The following is a 23169-nucleotide window of genomic DNA, read 5'->3' on the forward strand; positions in this document are numbered from 1 at the left end:
AGAAAATGCGTTTCTACTTAATATAGGAACGTACCTGCTAGAAAAAAAGCCTAATAAAATCAATTTCACTTAACTAATTTATACATAAGAATATCATCCACATATTCGTTATCATTAAATTTAAATTCTTTAATTTTACGACCTTCTTCAATGAACCCCATTTTTTTGTACAATGAGATTGCCCTATGATTTGTTGAGAAAACTCCTAAACTTACCTTCTCAATTAAAGGGTTCTTCTCTGCCCATTCTAATAAAGTTTTTAGTAGCATTTTTCCAATTCCCAGTCCTCTGTAACCTTTTCTAATCAACATTCCAAAAGAACCTGTATGAGACAATCGTTTTCTATTTTTGGTAATTTCAAATACTACCCAACCAACAACTTCACCATCTTTTTCAGCTACAATTAATGTTTCATTTTCACTCTCCAATATGCTCTGTACCCATTCTTTTTGTTGAGATGACGTTTTATTAAACTCTTCGGATACCGAAATTAGAAACTCGCCTTCGGATACAACTGATTTCTGTATGTCTAAAATTGCTTCGGCATCTTCTATTTTTCCAATACGAACAATGTAACTATCAATGTCTTTTGAAATTGACAACTATCCCCCCCCCTAATTCAATAATTTATTTATATTCCATATCCTTTAATAATATCCTTTTCGAACTAACCCACCTTCGTTAGGTTAAGTATATTTCTTCACAATCCTCTCCGTATATTTAAACATACGTATCAAATTTACTTGTTGAGTGCTATTCAAAAAACTAACCCTTTAGTGGAGTAACTTTATTACTACTCAACAGTTCCTTAATCCGCCTTTCAATTCAGATCTTCTTTTCACTTTTCACTATAAAAACGTCCCTTTAGATAAACAGATCCAAAGGGGTAAAACATCGCGTCTTTTTATAAACACCGTGACTTTATTTAAAAGCGACAACTATACCTTCAAACACCACTCCTAAAAGACACTACTACATGTCACTTCCTCGTTAATCACAAAAAAATAACACCTTGGAAACCAAGGTGTTATTTTTGCTCTTGTGATATTTTCTCTGCAATCCGCTCAAATTCTGCTTGTATTTCCTCTTTGAATGCATCCACTTTATCAAAGTCCATCGCTGCAATATAAATTCTCTCTAGTTTGTCACGTGCAGATTTTGCCCTCGCTAAATAGGACATTGCTTCATTCATTTTTTCTCTATAACGCCTTGATACATCTTGAATTTCTACTGCATATTTCTCATCTGTTCCCGGTGCAATAATAAGCTTATACATATCAATGATTTCATCACTCTCACGTGTTGGAAAATATTCATGAGGTGCTGTACTATCAAAAATTGCAAAGCCAAGCTCTCTTACAATAACCATATCAAGACTATTTGGATCAAAGCCGCAATGATAGATTTCAACATCGAAGCCCTTCTCTTCAGCTGCCGCTGCTAATTTTTTTAACATTGTTGATTTCCCAGAACCAGGACGCCCTTTTATAAAATAACGCTTCGGTACATCTTCTGTTAAATTTGGAACAAAATCAACTGCTCCTTTTGGCGTTGCAGCTCCTAAAAAACGATGCTTTACATTTGCATGTTTCGTACACGTTTTATCAGTAAAGAATCGCTGTATGAGCTGTTCTGTCAGCTCATTTGCTTTTTCAAAATCAATATGGTCAATATAAAATTTCTCCCACTCATCATGAATCTCTAACGCTGTCTTAAAACACGCATAAGCTGCTTGAAATGCATTGCTCGCTTCTGATGTATAACGCACAATCTCATCCTTATGCACCCTAAGCTGAGTAGAATCCCAAGCTACCCCTAAATTTACATACTCTTCTACAACACCTGGCGCTTTCGGTTCAATAACATGCGGTGCTGTTCCATCAACAATCCCAACCTTTAATGACGGAATAATCACACCATCAATCGAGTTATTGTCAGACGAACAATGTAACAATTCAATATCATATCCTTTATCCACCCACTCACGACCAATCACCTTCATAAGCGAAGATTTTCCTGTTCCAGGTCCACCTTTTAAAATAAACAACCGGTCTAATCCAGTTAAGTTCTCTTCATATAAACTGTAAAATCCCCTTGCTGTATTACCGCCAGCATAATAATTTTTTATATTTCCTGTCACTGCCTTTCACTCCCTTGTAAGCAGTTTCACTACATAAGCTACAATATGCAAACAGGGAAGAATAGGTGAATACCCAGCTACAAATGAAGTGAAACTCCCATTCGGAGGTGCTTTTACGGACAGTTAACCTCCGCCTATCTTCTCTAGAAAAGCGGAAGCGGCTCGCCCAGAATCGCAGGACGTTGGAGCTCAAGGCAGAGAGGTGCTTTTTGCCTCGTCCGAGGGGGCGAAACGACCGGAGATTCTAGCCGCTAGAGCTGGACAACGCTTTTCTCTAAATCTTGAGGTGGGGCCTACTGTCCATTAATGCGGGACCAAAAAAGAGAAACTCTTAACAGTTTCTCTTCATCTCTCATTATTCATTTCTATATTTTTTTCTCCAAGAATACAGAAGAAGGCTAACCATAACTACAGTTTGCAGCATAATAAGCGCCGCATCCCAAAAATATAAATTCGATATTGGTTTTTGCAAGTTAGGAATCGTTTGCCTCATCATATACACCGATTGCGGAATATAAAACAGAACTGCCAATGTAATTGTTACAGTAACACCGATAACATAAAAAAGGCCATAAAAACGAACAACCTTCTCTTCACCATTAAACAATTCACCATTGCTTACACGGAATTTTGGAACAAACAAACCTTTTATATAACGCTTTCCATTCTCCATTAAGTTATAACAAGCTGTCATATTTTCAAACACATAATACAAATCTGTTTTCATATATATGCAGCATTGATATACCATGCGTAAAGTAGTATCAAACACGATAATTGCAAGAATCCCTGACAATACTTGTGAATGAATTTGAAAAAGAAGCTGCATTATTAAGGCAATAAATAAAATAACTGTATCAAAACTCATTCCCGCTAAATACAGAATGTTTCTCTCTTTAGCAGACAACTTCCAAACAGGTGACATATCTGTTTCAAGCACAACCAAAAACAAACGATGTCCAAATTCAACCTTTGTTGGAAAATCGTGCGCCCTAATCGCAAGCACATGCCCCATTTCATGAATAAACACCAAAAAAAATGTGACAGAAGCCCAAACTAAAATATTAAACGTCATCACATCAAACACGAACAAATCTTTATAGTTTGGTAATAAAGATGGATGTACGATAAACAGAACGATATTCACTACAAAAAGAATCGTATAGAGCAGCATTGTCTTTCGATTAAAAAAGAAACGACCAACCTTTGGAGAAATCCATGAAAATCCTAATTTCTCCTTTTCCTTCTTACAAACTATTTCCTCACCATCTACTGCTTGAACGAGCTCTAAATCGAGCAATTGCTGTGCAAAATCCACCATATCCACATCTTCTTCAGGATACTGTTTTTGTAATTTCTCTTCTACTTCTCTTAAATCAAATCCCTTTTGAATCAAAGTAATTGCATCAATACAAATAAGAGGCATTTCATAGAATTCACCGGTTGTTGCATCTTCAACAATGTAGTTTTTTTGATCTTGACGGACTTCTATATTATGTAATATCAATGTTGATTCATATGTTAGTTTCATAGTATTCACCTTTTTCTATAACTGCTGAAATAAATAAAAAAGGATGCTTCGCATCCTTTTTTATTCCCACCATGGCCAATTGCACCACCAGCATCCTGTCAACTTCACTTTTTTTAGTTTACGAATTTTCATACCTTCACCTCCTTTTTATGAAAAACTTTCATATCTTTCTTACAAGATAACTTTTGATGTATTTCTTTCCATGCTGGATACACTTTTTTAAACAAATCTATTAAATCCGGATCAAACTGGGTTCCCTTTCCCTCAACAATTCGTTTATACGCTTCCTCTAACGGGAGTGCAGCTCGGTAAGATCTCGAAGATGTCATTGCATCGAATGCATCTGCAACTGCCGTAATACGTGCTAATAATGAAATCTCAGTTTCTTTCAATTGATCTGGATAACCTTTTCCATCCCAACGCTCATGATGAGAACGAATCACACTAATTCCTCGTTGTAGGCCTTCGACTTCTTTCATGGCATCCGCTCCAACAGTTGGATGCGTTTTAATAACTTCAAACTCTTCAGCCGTTAAACGAGAAGGTTTTGTTAAAATATGATCTGGAATATGTATTTTTCCAATGTCGTGAAGTAAACAAGCATAATAAAATTCTTTTAATTCATCTGCCTTAAATCGCCCTGTTTCTTTCGCCAATGTAAGTGCATAAGTAGCCACTCGTTCACTATGCCCTCTCGTATAAGGATCCTTTAATTCTAAAGTTGCAATAACTCCTTTTACTAACGCTTCTAATTGTCTATCGTATGAATTTTTTATAACTCCTACATAACGTTTAAAATGCCTTAACAATATATAAGCTATAATAGATAATAAAAATATAGATATAAGCGGTATTACAACAGTAATTGATTGTAATACTAATCCAATTAAAAGATATTTACCTAATACTCCTAAAACAACGAACCAAAAAAAACGTGTGTTTACAAACATAGGCGTGAATAAAATTGCAAATAGCTCTACAATGTTGCCACTTGCATATGCTCTTGGATGCATTAAATAACTTCCTAAATCTTCTATAATCGTTAGTAGGATATAAACACTAAAACAAATATATTTTATTGATTGTTCATTATTTTTTTGAAAAACGTAATACATCACTGGCAATAAAAGTACCATAACAATATAAAACCACGGCCCCATAAAACTTGTAGACGTTGTACTATTTTTCATAATGAAAATAGGAAATATGTAATTACATAAAAAATCATATAGTATAAAGCATAAATAAAATAATGATATAAACCATTTGACAGTATTTCGTTCTTCCGTTCTCACAACAGAACTAACTTCTAATTTTGCCATATTTCCCTCCATTAGATGCACGTACTCTAAGAAGTCATATTATTTATTTAAATATACAACTACATAGTTAAGATGACCAATCATAATAATTCGTCATTTATCGACATTTCCCTTTATTATAAATGAAATATTTTCTAAATAAAACAGATTGTCCCCCCCTCTTTAACGATACTTTTACATTTTATTTACTCATAATCATGTATAAAGAAACTCTTCTTTCATCGTTTGAAAGAAGAGTTTCTTTATACATATATTTACTTTGTCTCTACTACTGGTAACATAACATTTACCTTTGTTCCAACACCAAGCTTACTTTCAATTGCGACTTCACCTTGATGCTCTTCAATAATTTTGTATGTAACCATTAGCCCTAAGCCTGTTCCATTTTCTTTTGTCGTATAGAAGGCTTCACCTATTTTATCTATTTTCTCTTGATCCATCCCGCATCCTTCATCAGTCACACTCACTACAACCTGATTATCATGAAATGAATTCGCTTCGACAATAATATTACCGCCATTTGGCATAGACTCTATCGCATTTTTAATAATGTTAAGAAATACTTGTTTCATTTGTTTTTCATCACATTGTATAAAAGGTAATGTTTTATCAAACATTGTAGAAATTGTAATACCATTTTGTAAAGCTGGCTGCTCTACAATATAAATGACATAAGATAAAATATCTTTTATATTATGTAATTTATATTCTCTCTTTTTTGGCTTCCCAAGAACCATTAATTCACTAACAATCGTATTCATACGTTCAATTTCTTGCACCATAATATTATAATACCCAGCATCTTCAGGATGTTTTTCTCTCTGCAATTGCGTAAATCCTTTTAACGCTGTTAATGGATTACGAATTTCATGTGCAATCGTAGTCGCCATTTTCCCAACAACTGCTAGTTTTTCAGCCTGCTGCGCTCCTTCAAATATTTTTGTAATGGTACGGACATACGATTTGAAACGTGTTAACAAAATGAAGGATATGATTGCGAGAATCACACATAATACGATTGGGATAATAACCTGTGATGAATGTAAAACAACCCCTAACAGGGCATATTTTCCAATCATACCAAGCGAGACTAACCAAAAATATCGTTTATTCACAAAAAGGGGCGAAAACAGAATGAGAAACTGTTCTACCGCATTCCCGCTTGCAAATTTTTGATTGGAATCTAGATAAATCATCATATTATTAAGTAAATCAATAAGGGTATATCCAATAAAGATGATATACTTTACAACATACGGATTTTTCTTTTTTACTAAGTAAATTCCAATCGGCAATAACAGAAACATGAAAATATGCATTCCAAATCCTAATCCACCTTTTGGAAAACCAATTGACCGATCATCTATGTTCATTGCCGGATAAACAAAATAATATATGATATCATAGGAGAAAAAAATAATATAAAACAAGCTTAAAAAAAGCTTTAATGCCTTAATTTCCTCTTGTATGAGCATATGAGCTTTGTCCACGCTAAAACCCCTTTATACATAACATCAATTTTATGTACCGCTTATTATTCTATAAGAAAAATCAAATTTACGAAACTATTCTTCCTAGAATAATTTGTTATTTATCAAACAAATCTATACTTCATTGCTTAATTGGCAAGATAACCTCTATTCTTATACCAACATTCGCTACATAATCAAAATGAATGTGACCTTGATGTTCATTTATAATTTTATGAACAGCCATTAACCCTAGACCAATTTCATCTTCTTGTGAGATAAAAGACGCTTCTCCGACAGCAATTGTCCTTTTCTCATTTATTTCATATTCCTTATCAGCAATATGTATAACAACAAATTCTTCTTTTATAGTTTGAATGCAAATATTTATAGTACTTCCTTGCTCTATTTTCTTCATTACATATTTCATAATATGAACAAAAACGTATCTCATTTGTTTTGTATCACATTCTATACTTGGTACATTCTCATCAAAAATATAGTTCATCTTTATTTCGCTTTCTCGAATATTCCTTTCTTCCACATCAATTCCATCTAATAATAGCTGCCTTATGTTATATGTACCATATTGTTTCGACTTTGGTTTCCCTAGAATCATAAGCTCACCGATTATACTATTTATTCGTTCAATTTCTTGAATCATATTATGATAGATTGGATCATTAGGATACTTCTCTTTCTGCAATTGTGTAAAACCTTTTAAAGATGTTAACGGATTCCGTATTTCATGTCCAATAGTCGCGGCCATTTCTCCTATAACTGCCGACTGCTGATTTTGTTTTGTTTTCTTAAATACCTTATTGATTCCCTCAACATAAGAGTGAAAGCGCATTAATAAAATATAAGAAACACCCAATACTACAACAGAAACAATCATTGTCATCAAAGCCTTTGGCTGTTGAGATACAACAATAATTACACTGTACTTTATAACCAAACTAATAATTAAAGTCCAAAAATACCTTTTACTCATAAAAATAGGAACAAAGAAAGTTAACACAACTTCTACAAAGTTTCCACTTCCCAATTCAGCAGCGTCTTCCAAATATAGCCACACGTTACGGAAAATATCTCCAAATAAATATCCTATTAAATATATATATTTCACAGCATGCGGAATTTCTTTTTTTACACAATATATTCCAAGTAATAATAAAAGTAAAATGAGCATAGATAAACCAAAATTAGCGATAAATCCAAATGTGTTTGTATCGTAATTTACTGTCCTTATGTACGGACCCTGCAAAATTATATAAGCAAAATTAAACACCCATAAAAATAACTTTGCACCTTTCCTCTCTTCTTGAAATAACATTGTACTCGGATTCACATTAAACTCCTTTGTATGTTTTTATCCCGCTATTCGCGGGCAGTAAGACCACTGATGGAAGTTTCACTTTATAATTTCGAATAAAAAGCACTGATATTTCATTATAATAATATAATAGAAATATACAATCTTATATTTAAAAATAAAAAAGAAGAATCCTTATACTTTATTACATTCCTTGTTAAAAATCGCTCCCCTTGTTTACCCTATTTATGAAAATATGTATAAAAAAAGACTAGAAATTGTATCCTAGTCCTCGTCTTTCACATCTATATCTTCTGGGATTGGTTCATTTAATATTTCTTCTACTAACTTTTTATATTTCTCCATTTGTTCTAAGTGCGTATTAAATTGCTCTTTATTCAGCAAGTACTGCTGGCCATCATGGACAGCACGAATGCGTTTTTGTTGGATTAGGCTTTCGATATACGATTCTGGCATACTTAAAAATTCAGCTGCTTCTTTTACTGTTAAATACAATATGTTCATTCCTCTCTGTATGAAATACAAAATTTCAGCTATATAAACTTTATCACACACAACACAACTTTTGGAGCTGACAATGCAATTGTATTCTATATAAACAAAAGATTAGGGAAACCAATCCCTAATCTTTTATTACTTTTGACCGTATGTCTCAAACTTCTTCGCTAATACAGCTAATTCTTCCGCTGGCAATAGCTTCGGTTCTCCAATGCATTTCGTTTGATAGTAAATTTGCGCACAAAATTCTATCTCTTCTGCAACTGTAAATGCCATTTTAATATTATGTCCCCCTGCAATAAGTCCATGATTCGCAAGTAAAACAGCGCGGCGATCTATCATTCCTTCATAAGCTGCTTCTGCCAATTCTTTCGTACCGAATGTTGCATACGGTGCACAGCGCACATTTGGACCTGCAAAAGCTACTAAATAAGAAACGGCTGGAAGCTCCCAACCTAATGATGCGATTGTCTTTGCATAAGGAGAATGTGTGTGTACAAGAGCATTCAAGTCGTCTCTTTTTTTATAATAAATGAGATGCATATCAAGCTCACTAGATGGTCTTCTTGTTCCATCAATCACATCTCCATCCAAATTCAGTACAACCACATCTTCAGGCGTTGTTTCAAAATAATCTAAGCCGCTTGGGCTCATCGCAACTAGGCCTTGTTCACGGTTAAAAATACTAATATTACCGCCTGTCCCCTTTGTTAGTCCGCTTGTAATTAATTTCTTTCCATACTCTACAATTTCTTCTCTCTCTTTTTGTAGTAACATATACATCCTCCTTAGTAGGAAACTTGCTACGGCTAGTTTGCTATAATGACAGGTATTCCATATTCTTTATAGCTTGTAATACATTCTTGCTGCATCGGTGTAAGTGGTATGAGTTCATCTGTAATAATTTTTGTAATGCACTGTTTATTACACACTTCAAAGAAAGCAACCTTTCCAAGCTTCGTATGATCCACTAGAACGATGATTTCACTTGCCTTATTCAGCATCGCCTGCTTCGCTTCCCCTTCATCTATTGCTGTATCTGTTAAACCTTCATGAAAGCTTAGCCCTTTACTTGAAACAAAAACTTTATCAATATAAATTGATTGAAGGTATTGCTGTAAGGATGCCCCCATGATAGATAATGATTTTCCTCGTAAAAAGCCCCCAAGCAAAATCACTACAATATGAGGCGCATCTGCCAGCTCAATTGCAATGCTCAAATTATTTGTTACAACTGTAAGGTTTTTGCGGTCTTTAATGAACTTACTTACCTCAAGCGCAGTTGTACTTGCATCAAAGGCTATTACATCGCCATCTTCAATGAGCTTTGCTGCTTCTTGAGCAATTGCCATCTTTTCTCGCTTATTACTATTTAACCGCTCTTCCATAGAAGCTTCATATACACGCTTTGTTTTCAGCTTTACACCACCGTAAACCCGAATGACCCTTCCGTCCTTTTCAAGCCTCTCTAAATCTCGTCGTATCGTCATTAATGACACTTGAAATACATCACTTAAATACGAAACATCTGCGTACTCTGTCTTCTCGAGCATCGCAATCATTTTATTTCTTCTATCTGCTGGTGAATTAGACATGATAATCGATCCTCTTTTTTTATTTTCTTATATGTCTAATATGCAAAATTCATTATGACTGAAATAACTTTTTTAGATTCTCCGCAAACGGTGGACGTACAATGCCCTTCTCTGTAATGATTGCTGTAATATTCTCATGCGGCGTTACATCAAATGCAGGGTTATACACCTTACTATCTTGCGGTGCTGAATATTGTCCAAAGCGGTTAATAACTTCAGAAGCATCGCGCTCTTCAATCGGAATCTCTTTGCCTGTTGGTGTTTTCAAATCAATTGTTGGTGTCGGCGCTGCTACATAAAACGGAATGTTATAATACTTTGCTAAAATGGAGACACCCAACGTTCCAATCTTATTCGCTACATCACCGTTTGCTGCCACACGGTCACATCCTACAATTGCTGCATCAATTTTCCCTTGTGACATCACCATCGCTGCCATATTGTCTGTGATAACCGTTACATCGATACCAGCTCGCTGCAGCTCTAACGCAGTTAGCGTAGATCCTTGTAATCTTGGACGCGTCTCATCAGAATAAATTTTTAAATCCCAGCCTTTTTCCTTCGCTAAATACATCGGCGCTGTCGCAGTTCCGTATTTCGTTGTCGCCAAAGCTCCCGCGTTACAATGCGTTAACACACCCATACCGTCTTGAAATAACGTAAGCGCATGTTCACCAATCTGACGGTTAATCTCCTCGTCTTCTTTATGAATCATTTTTGCTTCTTCTAACAATCTATTTTTCAAATCTATAATAGATAAATGAACATTTTCTTTTGCGACACTCTCTATTCTCTCAAGCGCCCAAAATAAATTCACGGCTGTCGGTCTTGAAGTCGCTAAATAAGCACATACTTTTTCAACTTCATTTATAAACACTTCCATTGAATCTTCCAGCACTTCTTTTACCCCTAAATACACACCGTAAGCTGCTGAAACCCCAATCGCTGGTGCACCGCGTACCTTCATCACTTGAATCGCATCCCATACGCTCTCTGCCGTTGTAAAAGATTCATAGACAACCTCATTTGGTAATAAAGTCTGGTCTAATAAAACTAAAGCTTCATCTTTCCATTGAATCGGTATTAATTGCTCTGACATGATCTTCTCTCCTTACTTTGTGCTAAATGATAGTGCTTGTGTTTTTAACGTTTGTAAAAAATCATTGCCTGTTTTGTGCGTACTTGCTTGTAAAATAAACAACTTAGCCGCTTGTAAACAAATGCGTTCTGCTCTAGCACGCGCTTCTTCATCTACAATAGATGTGATATCCTTCACCTTTGCTAAGCCAACAATACGGCGAATTAATTCAAGACCAGTAACAGCTGCTGTATCTTCTAATACAGACTGTAAATACCAACGATCAAATCCCTCTTCTTTCGCCATACTATCTGTAACATGCACATTCCAAGCTTCTAAGAACTTCACCGAGAATAGATCAATTATATCTGTAATCGTACATTCCAACCAGTTCATATATGTATCCTTTTCCACACCAGAACCTATTGTTGCATCTGCATTTGCCCATGCAAATATTAAGTTTGCCACAACGTTCCCAATGTCATATCCCATCGGTCCATAAAACGCAAATTCTGGATCAATTATCTTTGTAGAATCTTTTCTTACAAACACAGACCCAGTATGCAAATCTCCATGCAGCAAAGCTTGTGCATTTGTCATAAATGCAAACTTCAGCTTTGCCACTTCCATGCGAAGTTCGTCATCACTATATATATGCTCTCGAATCCAGCCTTCGTTTAAAGGAAATAATTCATTTCGTTTATTATGATCTGTAAACGGCTCAGAGTACACAAGATCTTCTGTAATCTCACATAACTCTGGATTTATATAATTTTTCACAAGCTCTTTCTTCTCTTTATGGTTCATGACCACATCCGATGTTAATAGCAATGTGTTCGCCATAAAAGTTGTTAAATCATCTGCGAGCTTAGGAAAGATTTGATGATTCATAAGTGCAGTTCTAAGAATCGTATGATCTGATAAATCTTCCATTACACAGCAATTCATTACATCATCATACAAATACACATCCGGCACGAGCCTTGGTACCAGCTTCCCCTCTAGCTGGAGCACATCTGACTCAATGCGAATACGATTCGTAGATAACTTAAACTCATCAGAAATACGCGCCGTATCTCCCGCTTGCTTCACAATAACAGAAGTTCCCTTCTCTTCATCCCAAACACGGAACACATAATTTAAATTGCCGTCCCCAATTTCCTTGCACTGCAAACGCTGTGCGTCCTCGAACATCGATAACTTCTCCATCACATACGGTATTACATCACTAGATTCCATTAAAAAATACTTCGTGAACTTAGACATGGTTTCTCCCTCCACACTAAATGTAAGCGTTTTCTAAAATCCGTAAAAATAATAGATTGATAGTATTTTATTCAACCTATAGCATGTTCTTTTTGGATCATTTTTTGTTCGAAACGAACATCTAGTTTTTATTATAGCTTGTTAAGAAGGGGAGTCAACATTTCCCCATATAAAGTCCCAACGATTTCAAAAATTAAAAATATCCTATTTTAAATTTTTGAAATACCGCCTTGATCTATAATTATTTCTTTAATATAAGAAGCAGGCAATCCATCTTGTAACAGCTGCTTCATCATTTTCATGTACGGATTAATATGTTTAAAATACTTCTTATAGGATGCGCATAAATAATTTAACGCTGGTTCATTTTGATCTGAAACTAAAAATCTATTTTTAGGACATTCTCCATGACAAGCGAATCGAACCTCGCAATCTCTGCACACTTTTGGAAGAGTATCTCGTTTCTTTTTGCCAAAGGCAAGGAGTGATGGCACATTCATTATATTTGTTAAACCATCTGTAATATTTCCCAATCGGTATTCAGGATAAACGTAATGATCACAAGAAAACATCTCACCATTATGCTCCATAGCTACCGCCTGGCCACATTCTTCTCTAAAAATACAGATCGGTGACGGAATTCCTATCCAGGAAGCTAATGCCCATTCAAAATTCATGACATAAACCGATCCTACATCATGCTGAACCCACTCATTAAATATTTGAATAAGGAACTCTCCATACATTTCTGATTCTACTGTCCAAGGAGTTACTTCTTGCTCCGTTTCTTCCATTAACAGAGAAGGAGGAGTTGCATGGCGCAGGGATAACTTTGCCGCATCTTCATTCACTTCTCTTTCTACAATCGGGATAAACTGTATATATTGAATGTCTTGCTGCTTAAAAAAATGATAGATTTCTAGAGGTTTATAAGCGGAATGTCTCGTAACACAAGTCAGTATGTTAAATGCTACACCATGTTTCTTTAACATAGCAATTGCCTTCATTACGAATTCAAATGTAGGTTTCCCTCCACGGTCAATTCGGTACATGTCATGAATGTGCTCAGGTCCGTCTAAGCTCAGACCAACTAAAAAATGATGAGCTGAAAAAAATTCACACCAACGGTCATTTAACAATGTTCCATTCGTTTGAATTGTATTTGTAATTTGTTTACCATCTGCATATTTTTTTTGAAGAGATACAGCCTTGCGAAAGAAATCTAAGCCTATTAATGTTGGTTCTCCTCCCTGCCAAGCAAAGACAATTTCTTGCGTGTCCTGAGAAGCGATATACTGTTTAATATATGATTCTAAAACTGCATCAGACATTCGGAAGGAATCATCCTTAGGAAAGTAAGCTTCCTTTTCAGTGTAATAGCAGTACTTACAATCGAGATTACACATTGGGCCCGTCGGCTTAGCAAGAATATGAAAACTGTTATGCTTCCCCATTTTATTACCTCTTTTCTCTAGAGGGATAATACCAACCTTACAAATAAATAATCGTTCCATTTAGATTAATGTAAATGGAATCTCTTTTGTTCAAAAACTGGTTATCTTTTTGATCATCCTGAAGTTCAATAACCGCTCTCTCAATTTGCCCACTAAACGGAAATTCCGCCACTGGATAGTTAGTGCCCACGGCTGTTAATCGATCTCGGCCTATATCTAACCCCTCAGTAGAAATAAGAAATGGTAATGTGCGAGGCATATAAAGTGTGCCAACCTGTTGGCCATTGATATAAAGAATGCCCATTCCTTGATTTAACATCTCTTTTTTAAATTCAAATCGTATAGTTGAATAATCAACGGGCACTTCAACAGAAGATTGCATTTTATAAACAGTTCCAACATAGTTATATTCATAAAATAAATAGTTATCTTTTATATATAATGTATAACCACTTGAATGATTGCCATGAGCAATTAATACACCTTCTGCTGTACGAGTTGCACGAAAGATTGGAACTGTAATGGAATAAGAAGAAAGTGTTATTTGGGGAGCAGCACTCGTTGGCAAATGAGCCATGCCAGGATAGAAAATGAACGTTGTCCTTCCCTCCTGTAAACCTTCATACCCTTTTCGATATGGATTGTCACTTAAAGGTAAAACACCGTACCTCTTAGCTTCCTCCCACCATATTGCTTGAAGCTCTTTCAATTTTCTTGGATACTTTTTTGCTAGATTGTACTTTTGCGAAAAGTCTTTATTTACATTGTATAATTCCCAATGATCTTCATTATAAGGTATGCCTGTTTCATGATAGGTAACGGCAACCCATCCATCTTGCCAAATAGCCCTATGTCCGATCATTTCAAAATACTGTGTTTTTCGCTTTGATGGAACATGCGGTTCTGTAAATGTATCCAGCATGCTCAAACCATGAAGCGGCATCTGCGGAACGCCTTCATACACCCCAGGAGCCTCAATGCCTAGAAGGTCTAGTATAGTAGGAGTAATATCAATAGCATGATAAAATTGGGAACGAATTGATCCAGGGTCTGGAATACTTTGAGGGCATTGGATGATGAGCGGGACATGAGTCCCTCCAAAAAAAGTATTTTGCTTATAATATTTAAAAGGTGTATTACAAACTTGTGCCCATCCTTTAGGATAATTAGAACTTGTGGAAGGTCCTCCTATTTCATCTATATGAGCAAACATAGTATCCACACTTTCCTCGATTCCATTAAAGTATGCTGAATCATTAATCGAACCATTCCAATTTCCCTCCTGACTGCCTCCGTTATCAGAAAGTAAAACGACGATAGTATCATCTAGCTTGTTTTTTGATTTTAGGAAATAGAGTAACCTGCCAATTTGCTGATCTGTATGTGTTAGAAACCCAGCATATGTCTGCTGAAATTTAATAAACAATTCTTTTTCTTTCGTTTTCAGTTCAACCCATGGCTTAATCCCTGGATTGCGTTCAACGAGTTCTGTATAAGGCGGAATAACTCCCAATCCCTTTTGTCGCTCAAATCGCTCTTTCCTTATCTCATCCCATCCTTTATCGTAAACCCCCTTATATTTTTCTATAAATTCTCTTGGTACTTGATGAGGCTCATGCTGTGCCCCAAAGGCTAAGTATAGAAAGAACGGCCGGTCTGGAGTAACAGAAATATGATCCGTTAAAAATTCCAAGGTTTTATCAACCAGATCCTCTGATAAATGATAATTAGATATATCCGGCCTCTGCACACGATGATTATCGTATACTAAATCCGGTGCATACTGATCTGTCTGAGCTAATAAAAAACCATAATATCGTTGAAAGCCTTTTGACAGCGGCCAATTTTCAAAAGGTCCGCTTGATGCTGCTTCATGCCCAGGAACCAAATGCCACTTTCCAATCATATATGTAGCCATCCCATTCAATTTTAAAATTTCAGCTAAAGTAGCAGCAGTATCTGAAATTCTCCCTCGTTTATTAGGATATTGAGGTCCCCAATCTATTTCAGTTATGAATCCCACCCCCACAGAGTGACAGTTACGGCCTGTTAATAGACAAGCACGAGTAGGAGAACATAAAGGAGTTACATTAAAATTATTGTAACGCAGGCCATTTTCAGCTAATGAATCAATATTAGGTGTTTCAATTTCTGAACCAAAGCAACCTAAAGCGGAGTAACCCACATCATCTAGAACAATATATATTACATTAAGCGCAGATTTTTTATCAGAACTTCCAAGCCCTGTCTTCAATCCCATCACCATCTTTCCTTTCATACTGACAAGGTTTGTAAACAATGGATCATATATATTAAGTAATTTATTAAGGGAATGATTTTATAATGAATGCTCTAGTGAAAAAAGAAGCTTTTAAAAAAATGATTAGTTATATCATTTACTTGCTGTTCTTATAAAAATAAAATTGCCCTACATCTCACCAAAAAGGGAATTGTGTAGGGCAACTTAACTTGCGCTTTTTATTATAAAATGAAACTTTTCATTTTTAAATTAACATCACTAACAAATGTAATTAAACTAAATTAGTAAATTGGACTCAACTATTTTCTGCTTAATTCTTAGATACTGCTTTCCAAAACTCACCCGCTACCACACTATATCCCGCTAAACTTAAATGAGCATCAGATTGATTTGGAATATACTCTGCATAATTCGCTTCAATTGCCTTCTCAGTAGGTACGAATGTATCACCATGTGAATTAGCCTGTAATTCCATTTGAGTATTTAAATCATGTAATAATGGTAATAGCGTCGCCTGTTGTTCTTGTGATTGATATGGGAAAGGATTATAGTATCCCATTACATAAACATGAACGTGATTATTAAGATTATCTATAGTACTCAAAATCGTTTCTAAATTCACACTTACATTTTGAATTGCTTCTTGGGCTTGATTTGAATTTGTTTGAATTACAGGAGCCAGATCATTCAAACCAATATCGATCGTAATATGACTTGCCTCTTTTATTTCTTTTTGAACTTTTTCATTGTATAAAACATCGTTTTTCAATTGAACAGATGTATATCCCGCCGTACCAAAATTATTAAAATCAACTACATGATAAGATTTTTGAAAGCGTTCTTTAATAAAATTAGGATAACCTGCATCCATTTTTCCATATGGAGTTTGCCCAGCTGCTAAAGAATCTCCTAAAGCAAGATATTCAACTTTAACCAAGACGCCATCCTTATCTAATTTATACCCGTCGATTATAGTACCTGCAGCCCTTGAGCCATTATCATAGAAGTAATACCAGTCATCATCGATTTTCATCCAACCAGTTTTCATGACACCAGATCCATCTAGATAATACCATTTCCCTCCGTCTGATAACCAGCCGGTTTTCATCACTCCAGATCCATCTAGGTAATACCATTTTCCTCCGTCTAGTAACCAGCCAGTTTTCATCACACCAGATCCATCTAGGTAATACCATTTTCCTCCGTCTAATAACCAACCAGTTTTCATCACTCCGGATCCATCTAGGTGATACCATTTTCCTCCGTCTAGTAACCAACCAGTTTTCATCACACCAGATCCATCTAGGTAATACCATTTCCCTCCGTCTAATAACCAACCAGTTTTCATGACGCCAGATCCATCTAAGTAATACCATTTCCCTCCGTCTAATAACCAGCCAGTTTTCATCACACCAGATCCATCTAGGTAATACCATTTCCCTCTGTCTAATGTCCAGCCGGTTTTCATCACACCAGATCCATCTAGGTAATACCATTTTCCTCTATCTAATAACCAACCAGTTTTCATCACTCCGTTGCCATCATAGAAATACCATTTCCCATTTGTTTGTTTCCAGCCAGAAACAACATAATAACCATTGGAAGCAGCAATCGTATCGAATGTATCATTTGTATTTGTTATGATTACTGGTGTGTACAGTTGTACTTGATCAAAAAGCCAACGAATTTCATCGTTGTGCATTCGTATACAACCTGAACTTACATAAGATCCAATCGAATTTTCGTTATTATTTCCGTGTATAGCATAAGTTGTACCATATGTACCTCTAGCATCTAACCCCATCCAACGGTTACCTAGAGGATTGCGAGGATCACCACCTGGAATATTGCCTGTATAATATGGCCGGTTTACAATCTTAGTTACAATTTTAAAATTCCCTTCTGGCGTTAAAGAGTCATCTCTTCCTGTAGCTACTCTAAATGTTTTGACTAAAGTACCTCCATTATAATAGGCCAGTTGATTTATTTTTTTGTTAATGATAAGTAACTGGGAACCACTATCTGCTTTTGTCTGATCGGTATAAAAAAACATACTAAACAATAAAACAAGCATAATCGTAAATTTTTTCATATTTTCCCCCGAATATATATATATTTTAAAAATAACAATATCATATTATGCGAGAAAATTCTGTCAAATTTTGATGAAAACGGGTGATATTTTAGCATTTTTTATCCCCCATTAACGTGGAAAGGCCCTTGTTCTTTATCAATCTAGCATAGATTTCTAATACGCTAATCGATATATCAAAAACCTCTCATTCGAATTTCGTTCATACAATCCTGGCAATATAACCTCCTCTTTCAATTCAAAAGAAGTTTGATTATCTAAAAAATAAATATAATCTTCCGATGGATAATATAAAACTAGCTCTACTTCCCTTTCTACTTTTTCTACCGAAAGCAATACATTGTTTATCACATTCATAAACACTTGCACCGAAAATGGATTAAAAAAATAAAATTTATTATCCAGTGGATCAATCTCGTACTCTTGTGCCAAGCAACAATGAAAATGAATTTTATCTTTACTTTTCTTAGACTTATTCAAATAACGATCTCGATTTTCCATTGCTTCTTGATGGAAGGTCTCGTTCATTTCTATTCCTACTACAGATGCATGATAAAAATGATGGATATAGAAATTTAATCGTCCTTTTCCGCATCCAAAATCAACAACTCGATCACTACTTTTCAGTTCATACTTATTAAACAACTGTTCTAGTGCAAGATATGGTGTCGGTTCATAACGATGATAATGCAAAGACTCGTAGAATCCCTTTTGCTCTCCTACTGTTTTTATGTTTAGTACTGCATCATAATATTGTTCGTTCATTTATTGCTCCTTCTCTCTAAAAAAGAACCCTAATACAATTAGGATTCTACTCATCATTCTTTTCTAATCAAGCCACATATCATATTCACAAATTATATCAGACAAAACATGTATGGTATTAGTAAAACCGAAGAACATACATAGAAAAATCCATGCTCATTGAAATGATTTTTTTAAATTATTTCAATGAGCATGCCGAGACCATTTATGTGAATACTCTTCGCCTTCACATAAATTAAATATGATCTACACGGTTTAAAAATAAATCTAGATCACCTTCTGTTTTGAATTTGAAAGCATATCCATAATTTGTTGGCGTTTTTCCGTTTTTTATTTTCTTCGGAAATTTCTTCAATGCAGTGCTATGGTAGTCATTCTCACTTTTAAAACTTGAATGATTTTCAACAGTATTTGGGTTCATAACAATCGTTATGTCTTTATTAGGTAGTAAGTATACGACTTCCTTACTATTAACATTTTCAAATTCTGCAGCCTTAGCAGTTTTATTTATTAAGTGAAAATGATTTTTTAGAAAAACCTTATATAATTTTTCTATTACATTACTCATCTTAATTGCTTCTTCATTAATTGCTACACTTTCGCGGCCTTGTAAGAGAACAAGCTCCCTCCAAAATTTCTCAATCGTATGCGGACCAACACCATTCAATTTCATATGTAACGTATCCATTGGCGTTGTTATTTTCAAAAGAGAATCTATACCAATCCGTGAAAGTTCACGTAACAGATGGCTACATCCATTTACAGGTAGATCTATAATAGGCGTTATTGAAAGCTCACCTGTTACGACAAGTGTTTCATTTTTAAATTGAAGGCGAAAATTTGAAGCGCCTTTTGAAGGTTCTTTAATAGCCGTTGCTGCTACTTCTGATTGGTGTATGTTAACAGCTTTAGAAAGAAGTTCCTCAGTTTGCACTCGCCCTTTCTCCTCCCTAATTGCTTCAATCTGTTGTTGAATTTCTGACCACATATCATCAATCTTTTGCAACGTTTGATTTAGATATGGCTTAATCAAATCATCTATATCCTTTGCTTCTAATGGATTCGTTTCTGGAGCAGATTTAATAGGTAACTTGTAAATAGGAGGTTCAAAATTGTAGTTCACATATACTTGCATATACCAGACACTAATCTCAAATAGAAACTTGTGAGCTTGCAATGCATCATGAATTTCTACCTCTTTTACATCATGCGTCGCTTTATTGCCCTTCTTTCTAATCCATTCTAATTTCATATAAATATCTTCTTCAATCGCATTTTGACGATATAATTTATGTATTTTCTCTGCGTGCTTAAGTGGATAGATATTCTCAAGCTCTTCTTCCTTACTAATAATCTTCACCAGCTCTTCACTATATAAACGAGCCTGCATCATTGACGCATGAGGTTGATCAAACAGCTGATTTTCAATACGGTAAGCAAGTTCAGCTAAATCACTTGAAAATTGTTCAACAAATTCAAATAAAGAATGATTAAGCATCGTCATATCTCCTTAATAACTATATATTTATTAAATCTAATATTTTCTCAATGACATATAATCCAATTTTATCATACACAAAAATTTCGAGCCTACACCATATAAAAAGCTACCCTAAAAAGGCAATCATTTTTGACCTTTTCAGGGTAGCTTTCATATCTAAATTTAAGGACTAAACAACCTTATTTTAAAACTTCCAATACCGTTTGCTTCAATATTTGCACGCCATCTATTATACAAGCGTGATCAAACGTCATGTGAGGATGATGTAACCCTGGCCTTAGATTCGCACCTAATCCTAACATGGCAGCTTTTAAGTGCGGCTTTTTGACCGTATAATAATGAAAATCATCGCTTCCTGCTGTAGGAAGCGGTGCAGTGCAGCCTTCTTCGCCATATGTTTGGAGAATTCCCTTACGAAGGAACTGCTCCGCCTCAGCTGATACTTGTGCTCCAGGTGCGAAATCAACCCATTCATAAGAAATCTTTACACCCATCGATTCAGCTGCTTGAATAACTTGTTCTATCTTTTCCTTTAACTCTTCCAACAATGGATTGCTTTCTGCCCTTACATCTAAAGCGAAATGCCCGTTCCCTGGAATGATATTTAAACTTTCACCACCCGCTTGGCATCTCGTCATTTTAACGGAGTATGAATGTTGTGGTGACAGCCATATATTCTTTAATCCAATGTTAATCATCGAAATCACATCGATTGCGTTTACACCTTGATGCGGCCTTGCACCATGAGCGTCAGTTCCATATATATGAGCTTCTAAAAAATCAGCTGCTCCATGGCGAATGGATGGTGCCGCTTGCTTCAATGGTAATTCCTCTATTGGTCGTAAGTGAACACCAAATAGGAAATCAACATCATCCACAACACCTTTCTCAACCATCTTCAGAGCTCCGCCTCCTTTTTCTTCTGCGGGCTGAAAAATAAAGCGAACTGTCCCTGTTTGCCACTCTGCATTTTTTAACTGTAAAATAAGCCCCATCACAATTGTCATATGACCATCATGACCACATGAATGATTTGCTTTGAACTCCCCATCTACCTCTTGCCATAATGCATCCATATCAGCTCGAATGGCGACAACTGGTTTCCCACTTCCCATTTCTGCAATTACTCCAGGACAATCATCAAATGTTTTATAAGAAATTCCTTCTGTCTCTAAAAATTTTGTAATATAGGTAGTCGTATTATGTTCATGCCAACTCACTTCAGGATGCTCATGTAAATATTGAAAAATTTTATTTAAACGATTCTGCAAATCTTCTCTCTTCAACTTGATGCTCTCCCTTCTATACGCAAAACAATTCTCTTAAGGCTGTTTTGAAATGACATTCACTCCACACTAAACAGCTTTTTGTTTTTCAAAAACATATTGAATATTCGTTTAAATGTCAAGTAATTCTTCCCTCAGTATGATGAATGAACTTTCCCTTTTCACCATATGCTGGACTGAATTTCACTGTATCCACCCTCTCCATTCTTTATGCATTAAATCCTTTTAGTATCACTAAACTTTCCAAGACAAAAAGAATGGCACTAAGAAACTACACCAGAGACGTAGTATAAAAAGAATAAATAGGCAGCTTTAATTCATAAAGGGCGCGAGGACGTCCTTGTTGATAAGGCATCTCCTCACCGCAAATATTTGCATATCCTTGATCAACTAATTTCTTTAAAATACGTTCTGTCGTACGTCTTGTTACTTGTAAATACTCAGAAAGGTCAGCTGCTGTAAATTGAAGTGATGAACGAGACTGACTAAATTGAATAATTTTCGATAAATTTGCCGGACTAAGCTTCGTTTCTTTCGCTATCTTTAGTAATTCCTGGTCATCATTTTTAAGGCTTTGTACTTTCTTTTCTTTTGGAAAAGGACCGAACAGTTCCTTTTCATCCGTTAATATATAACAACAGCTTTCCATTTGATTATTTGTTGCGAAACTTTGAGCAATCTTAGCGTTTTGTTCCGCTTCTTTTACTGTTCTACCGTAACCAAATCCAAGTGCTATAGGATCTTTTGAATTACTCAAAAAGTTTTGAAGAGAACTTGTTTTTATAAGTGCCTCAATATCACCACGCGTCGTATACAAAATGTATGAAGCTTCATCTACTTGGCGAAATGAACCGTGAATTTCACGAGCAAATGTATCAAGATGCTCCATTGAAATATGGTTTGATGCCGGGAATGCTACCACACAAGCTGCAACAGTCGCTGAGTGACTCTTTGCTAACTGTGCTTTTGCTTTTGCATCTTTTAATCCTTGTATAAGAGCTTTTGTCGGATCAAGCATTCGCTGTGAAGGCACACCAAGTTCGATAAGTTTGTCATAGACAGCATGAACACTCGTTAGTGCTAAATCAACCAATCCTAACTGGTACCGAGAGTAATGAAAATCCACAATCTCTTTTATTTCAAACATATTCGGTAACATATCTTGATAATCCATAACGTGAGGAACCCCTGTAATTCCGATATCATTGAAAACATTTGTAACGAAAGAAGAATTCACTAAATCAATTGAAATTCGCTCCGGTTGAATGTTTTTATGATGTAAAATGAAAAGCAAAGAAGACGCAAGTGCCATTTCGTTTTGCTGCAAATAAATACTTGGAATTCGTAATTGTTCTCGCATTTCTTTTGAAATATAATAAGGTATAACACCGGAGAAGAAGATAACATCACACGGCTTTATATGCCGGATAACTTCTGAAGATTCTTTCGGATGAGAATAAACATAAGGTTCAATCTCTATATCTTCGACTTGGTGGGCAACAGACACAAGGCGCTGAATAGACTCTTGTGTACCAATAACCGCAATCTTTATCATCATTTGTTCAAACTCCTTATA

Annotated in this window: 18 protein-coding genes; all 18 read right to left on the reverse strand. The window is 35.4% G+C overall.

What is annotated here, in order from left to right:
* Positions 1-65 precede the first annotated feature (65 nt).
* Positions 66-602: a GNAT family N-acetyltransferase gene (locus WAX78_RS20485; protein ID WP_336483856.1), complete on the reverse strand. Its 537-nt coding sequence runs from the start codon at positions 600-602 to the stop codon at positions 66-68.
* Between the two features lie 425 nt (positions 603-1027).
* Positions 1028-2140: a PRK06851 family protein gene (locus WAX78_RS20490; RefSeq protein ID WP_336483857.1), complete on the reverse strand. Its 1113-nt coding sequence runs from the start codon at positions 2138-2140 to the stop codon at positions 1028-1030.
* A gap of 355 nt (positions 2141-2495) precedes the next feature.
* Positions 2496-3671, reverse strand: a complete 1176-nt coding sequence (locus WAX78_RS20495; RefSeq protein WP_336483858.1) for a hypothetical protein — start codon at positions 3669-3671, stop codon at positions 2496-2498.
* Positions 3672-3799: 128 nt separating this feature from the next.
* Positions 3800-4993, reverse strand: a complete 1194-nt coding sequence (locus tag WAX78_RS20500; RefSeq protein WP_336483859.1) for an HD-GYP domain-containing protein — start codon at positions 4991-4993, stop codon at positions 3800-3802.
* 254 nt (positions 4994-5247) lie between these two features.
* Positions 5248-6483, reverse strand: coding sequence for an ATP-binding protein (locus WAX78_RS20505; protein WP_336483861.1), 1236 nt, complete (start codon positions 6481-6483; stop codon positions 5248-5250).
* Between the two features lie 121 nt (positions 6484-6604).
* Entirely contained in the window at positions 6605-7813 is a 1209-nt protein-coding gene (locus WAX78_RS20510) for a histidine kinase dimerization/phospho-acceptor domain-containing protein (RefSeq protein WP_336483862.1), read from the reverse strand.
* 249 nt (positions 7814-8062) lie between these two features.
* Positions 8063-8302, reverse strand: coding sequence for an excisionase family DNA-binding protein (locus WAX78_RS20515; protein WP_336483863.1), 240 nt, complete (start codon positions 8300-8302; stop codon positions 8063-8065).
* A gap of 129 nt (positions 8303-8431) precedes the next feature.
* Positions 8432-9073, reverse strand: a complete 642-nt coding sequence (locus WAX78_RS20520; RefSeq protein WP_336483865.1) for an L-fuculose-phosphate aldolase — start codon at positions 9071-9073, stop codon at positions 8432-8434.
* A 32-nt stretch (positions 9074-9105) separates the two neighbouring features.
* Positions 9106-9891: a DeoR/GlpR family DNA-binding transcription regulator gene (locus WAX78_RS20525; protein WP_336483866.1), complete on the reverse strand. Its 786-nt coding sequence runs from the start codon at positions 9889-9891 to the stop codon at positions 9106-9108.
* 52 nt (positions 9892-9943) lie between these two features.
* Positions 9944-10990 (reverse strand): S-methyl-5-thioribose-1-phosphate isomerase, encoded by a 1047-nt coding sequence (mtnA, locus tag WAX78_RS20530; RefSeq protein ID WP_336483867.1) that lies wholly within the window; start codon positions 10988-10990, stop codon positions 9944-9946.
* Between the two features lie 12 nt (positions 10991-11002).
* The gene (gene mtnK / locus WAX78_RS20535) at positions 11003-12235 is read right to left on the reverse strand and encodes an S-methyl-5-thioribose kinase (RefSeq protein ID WP_336483868.1); all 1233 of its coding nucleotides are present in this window, start codon (positions 12233-12235) and stop codon (positions 11003-11005) included.
* A gap of 209 nt (positions 12236-12444) precedes the next feature.
* Complete coding sequence (locus WAX78_RS20540) at positions 12445-13689, reverse strand: anaerobic sulfatase maturase (RefSeq protein WP_336483869.1); 1245 nt, start codon at positions 13687-13689, stop codon at positions 12445-12447.
* Between the two features lie 37 nt (positions 13690-13726).
* Entirely contained in the window at positions 13727-15949 is a 2223-nt protein-coding gene (locus WAX78_RS20545) for an arylsulfatase (protein ID WP_336483870.1), read from the reverse strand.
* 310 nt (positions 15950-16259) lie between these two features.
* On the reverse strand, positions 16260-18041 hold the full coding sequence (locus WAX78_RS20550; protein WP_336483871.1) for a L,D-transpeptidase family protein: 1782 nt from the start codon (positions 18039-18041) through the stop codon (positions 16260-16262).
* 156 nt (positions 18042-18197) lie between these two features.
* Positions 18198-18806: an SAM-dependent methyltransferase gene (locus WAX78_RS20555; RefSeq protein ID WP_336483872.1), complete on the reverse strand. Its 609-nt coding sequence runs from the start codon at positions 18804-18806 to the stop codon at positions 18198-18200.
* Between the two features lie 235 nt (positions 18807-19041).
* Positions 19042-20304, reverse strand: a complete 1263-nt coding sequence (locus WAX78_RS20560; protein ID WP_336483873.1) for a DUF4145 domain-containing protein — start codon at positions 20302-20304, stop codon at positions 19042-19044.
* A gap of 182 nt (positions 20305-20486) precedes the next feature.
* Complete coding sequence (locus tag WAX78_RS20565; protein ID WP_336483874.1) at positions 20487-21593, reverse strand: M20 peptidase aminoacylase family protein; 1107 nt, start codon at positions 21591-21593, stop codon at positions 20487-20489.
* A gap of 271 nt (positions 21594-21864) precedes the next feature.
* Positions 21865-23151 carry a transcriptional regulator gene (locus WAX78_RS20570; RefSeq protein ID WP_336483875.1) on the reverse strand — a complete coding sequence of 429 codons (1287 nt, stop codon included), beginning with the start codon at positions 23149-23151 and terminating at the stop codon, positions 21865-21867.
* Positions 23152-23169 lie beyond the last annotated feature (18 nt).

Source organism: Bacillus yunxiaonensis, from assembly GCF_037104695.1.
Classification (GTDB): domain Bacteria; phylum Bacillota; class Bacilli; order Bacillales; family Bacillaceae_G; genus Bacillus_A; species Bacillus_A yunxiaonensis.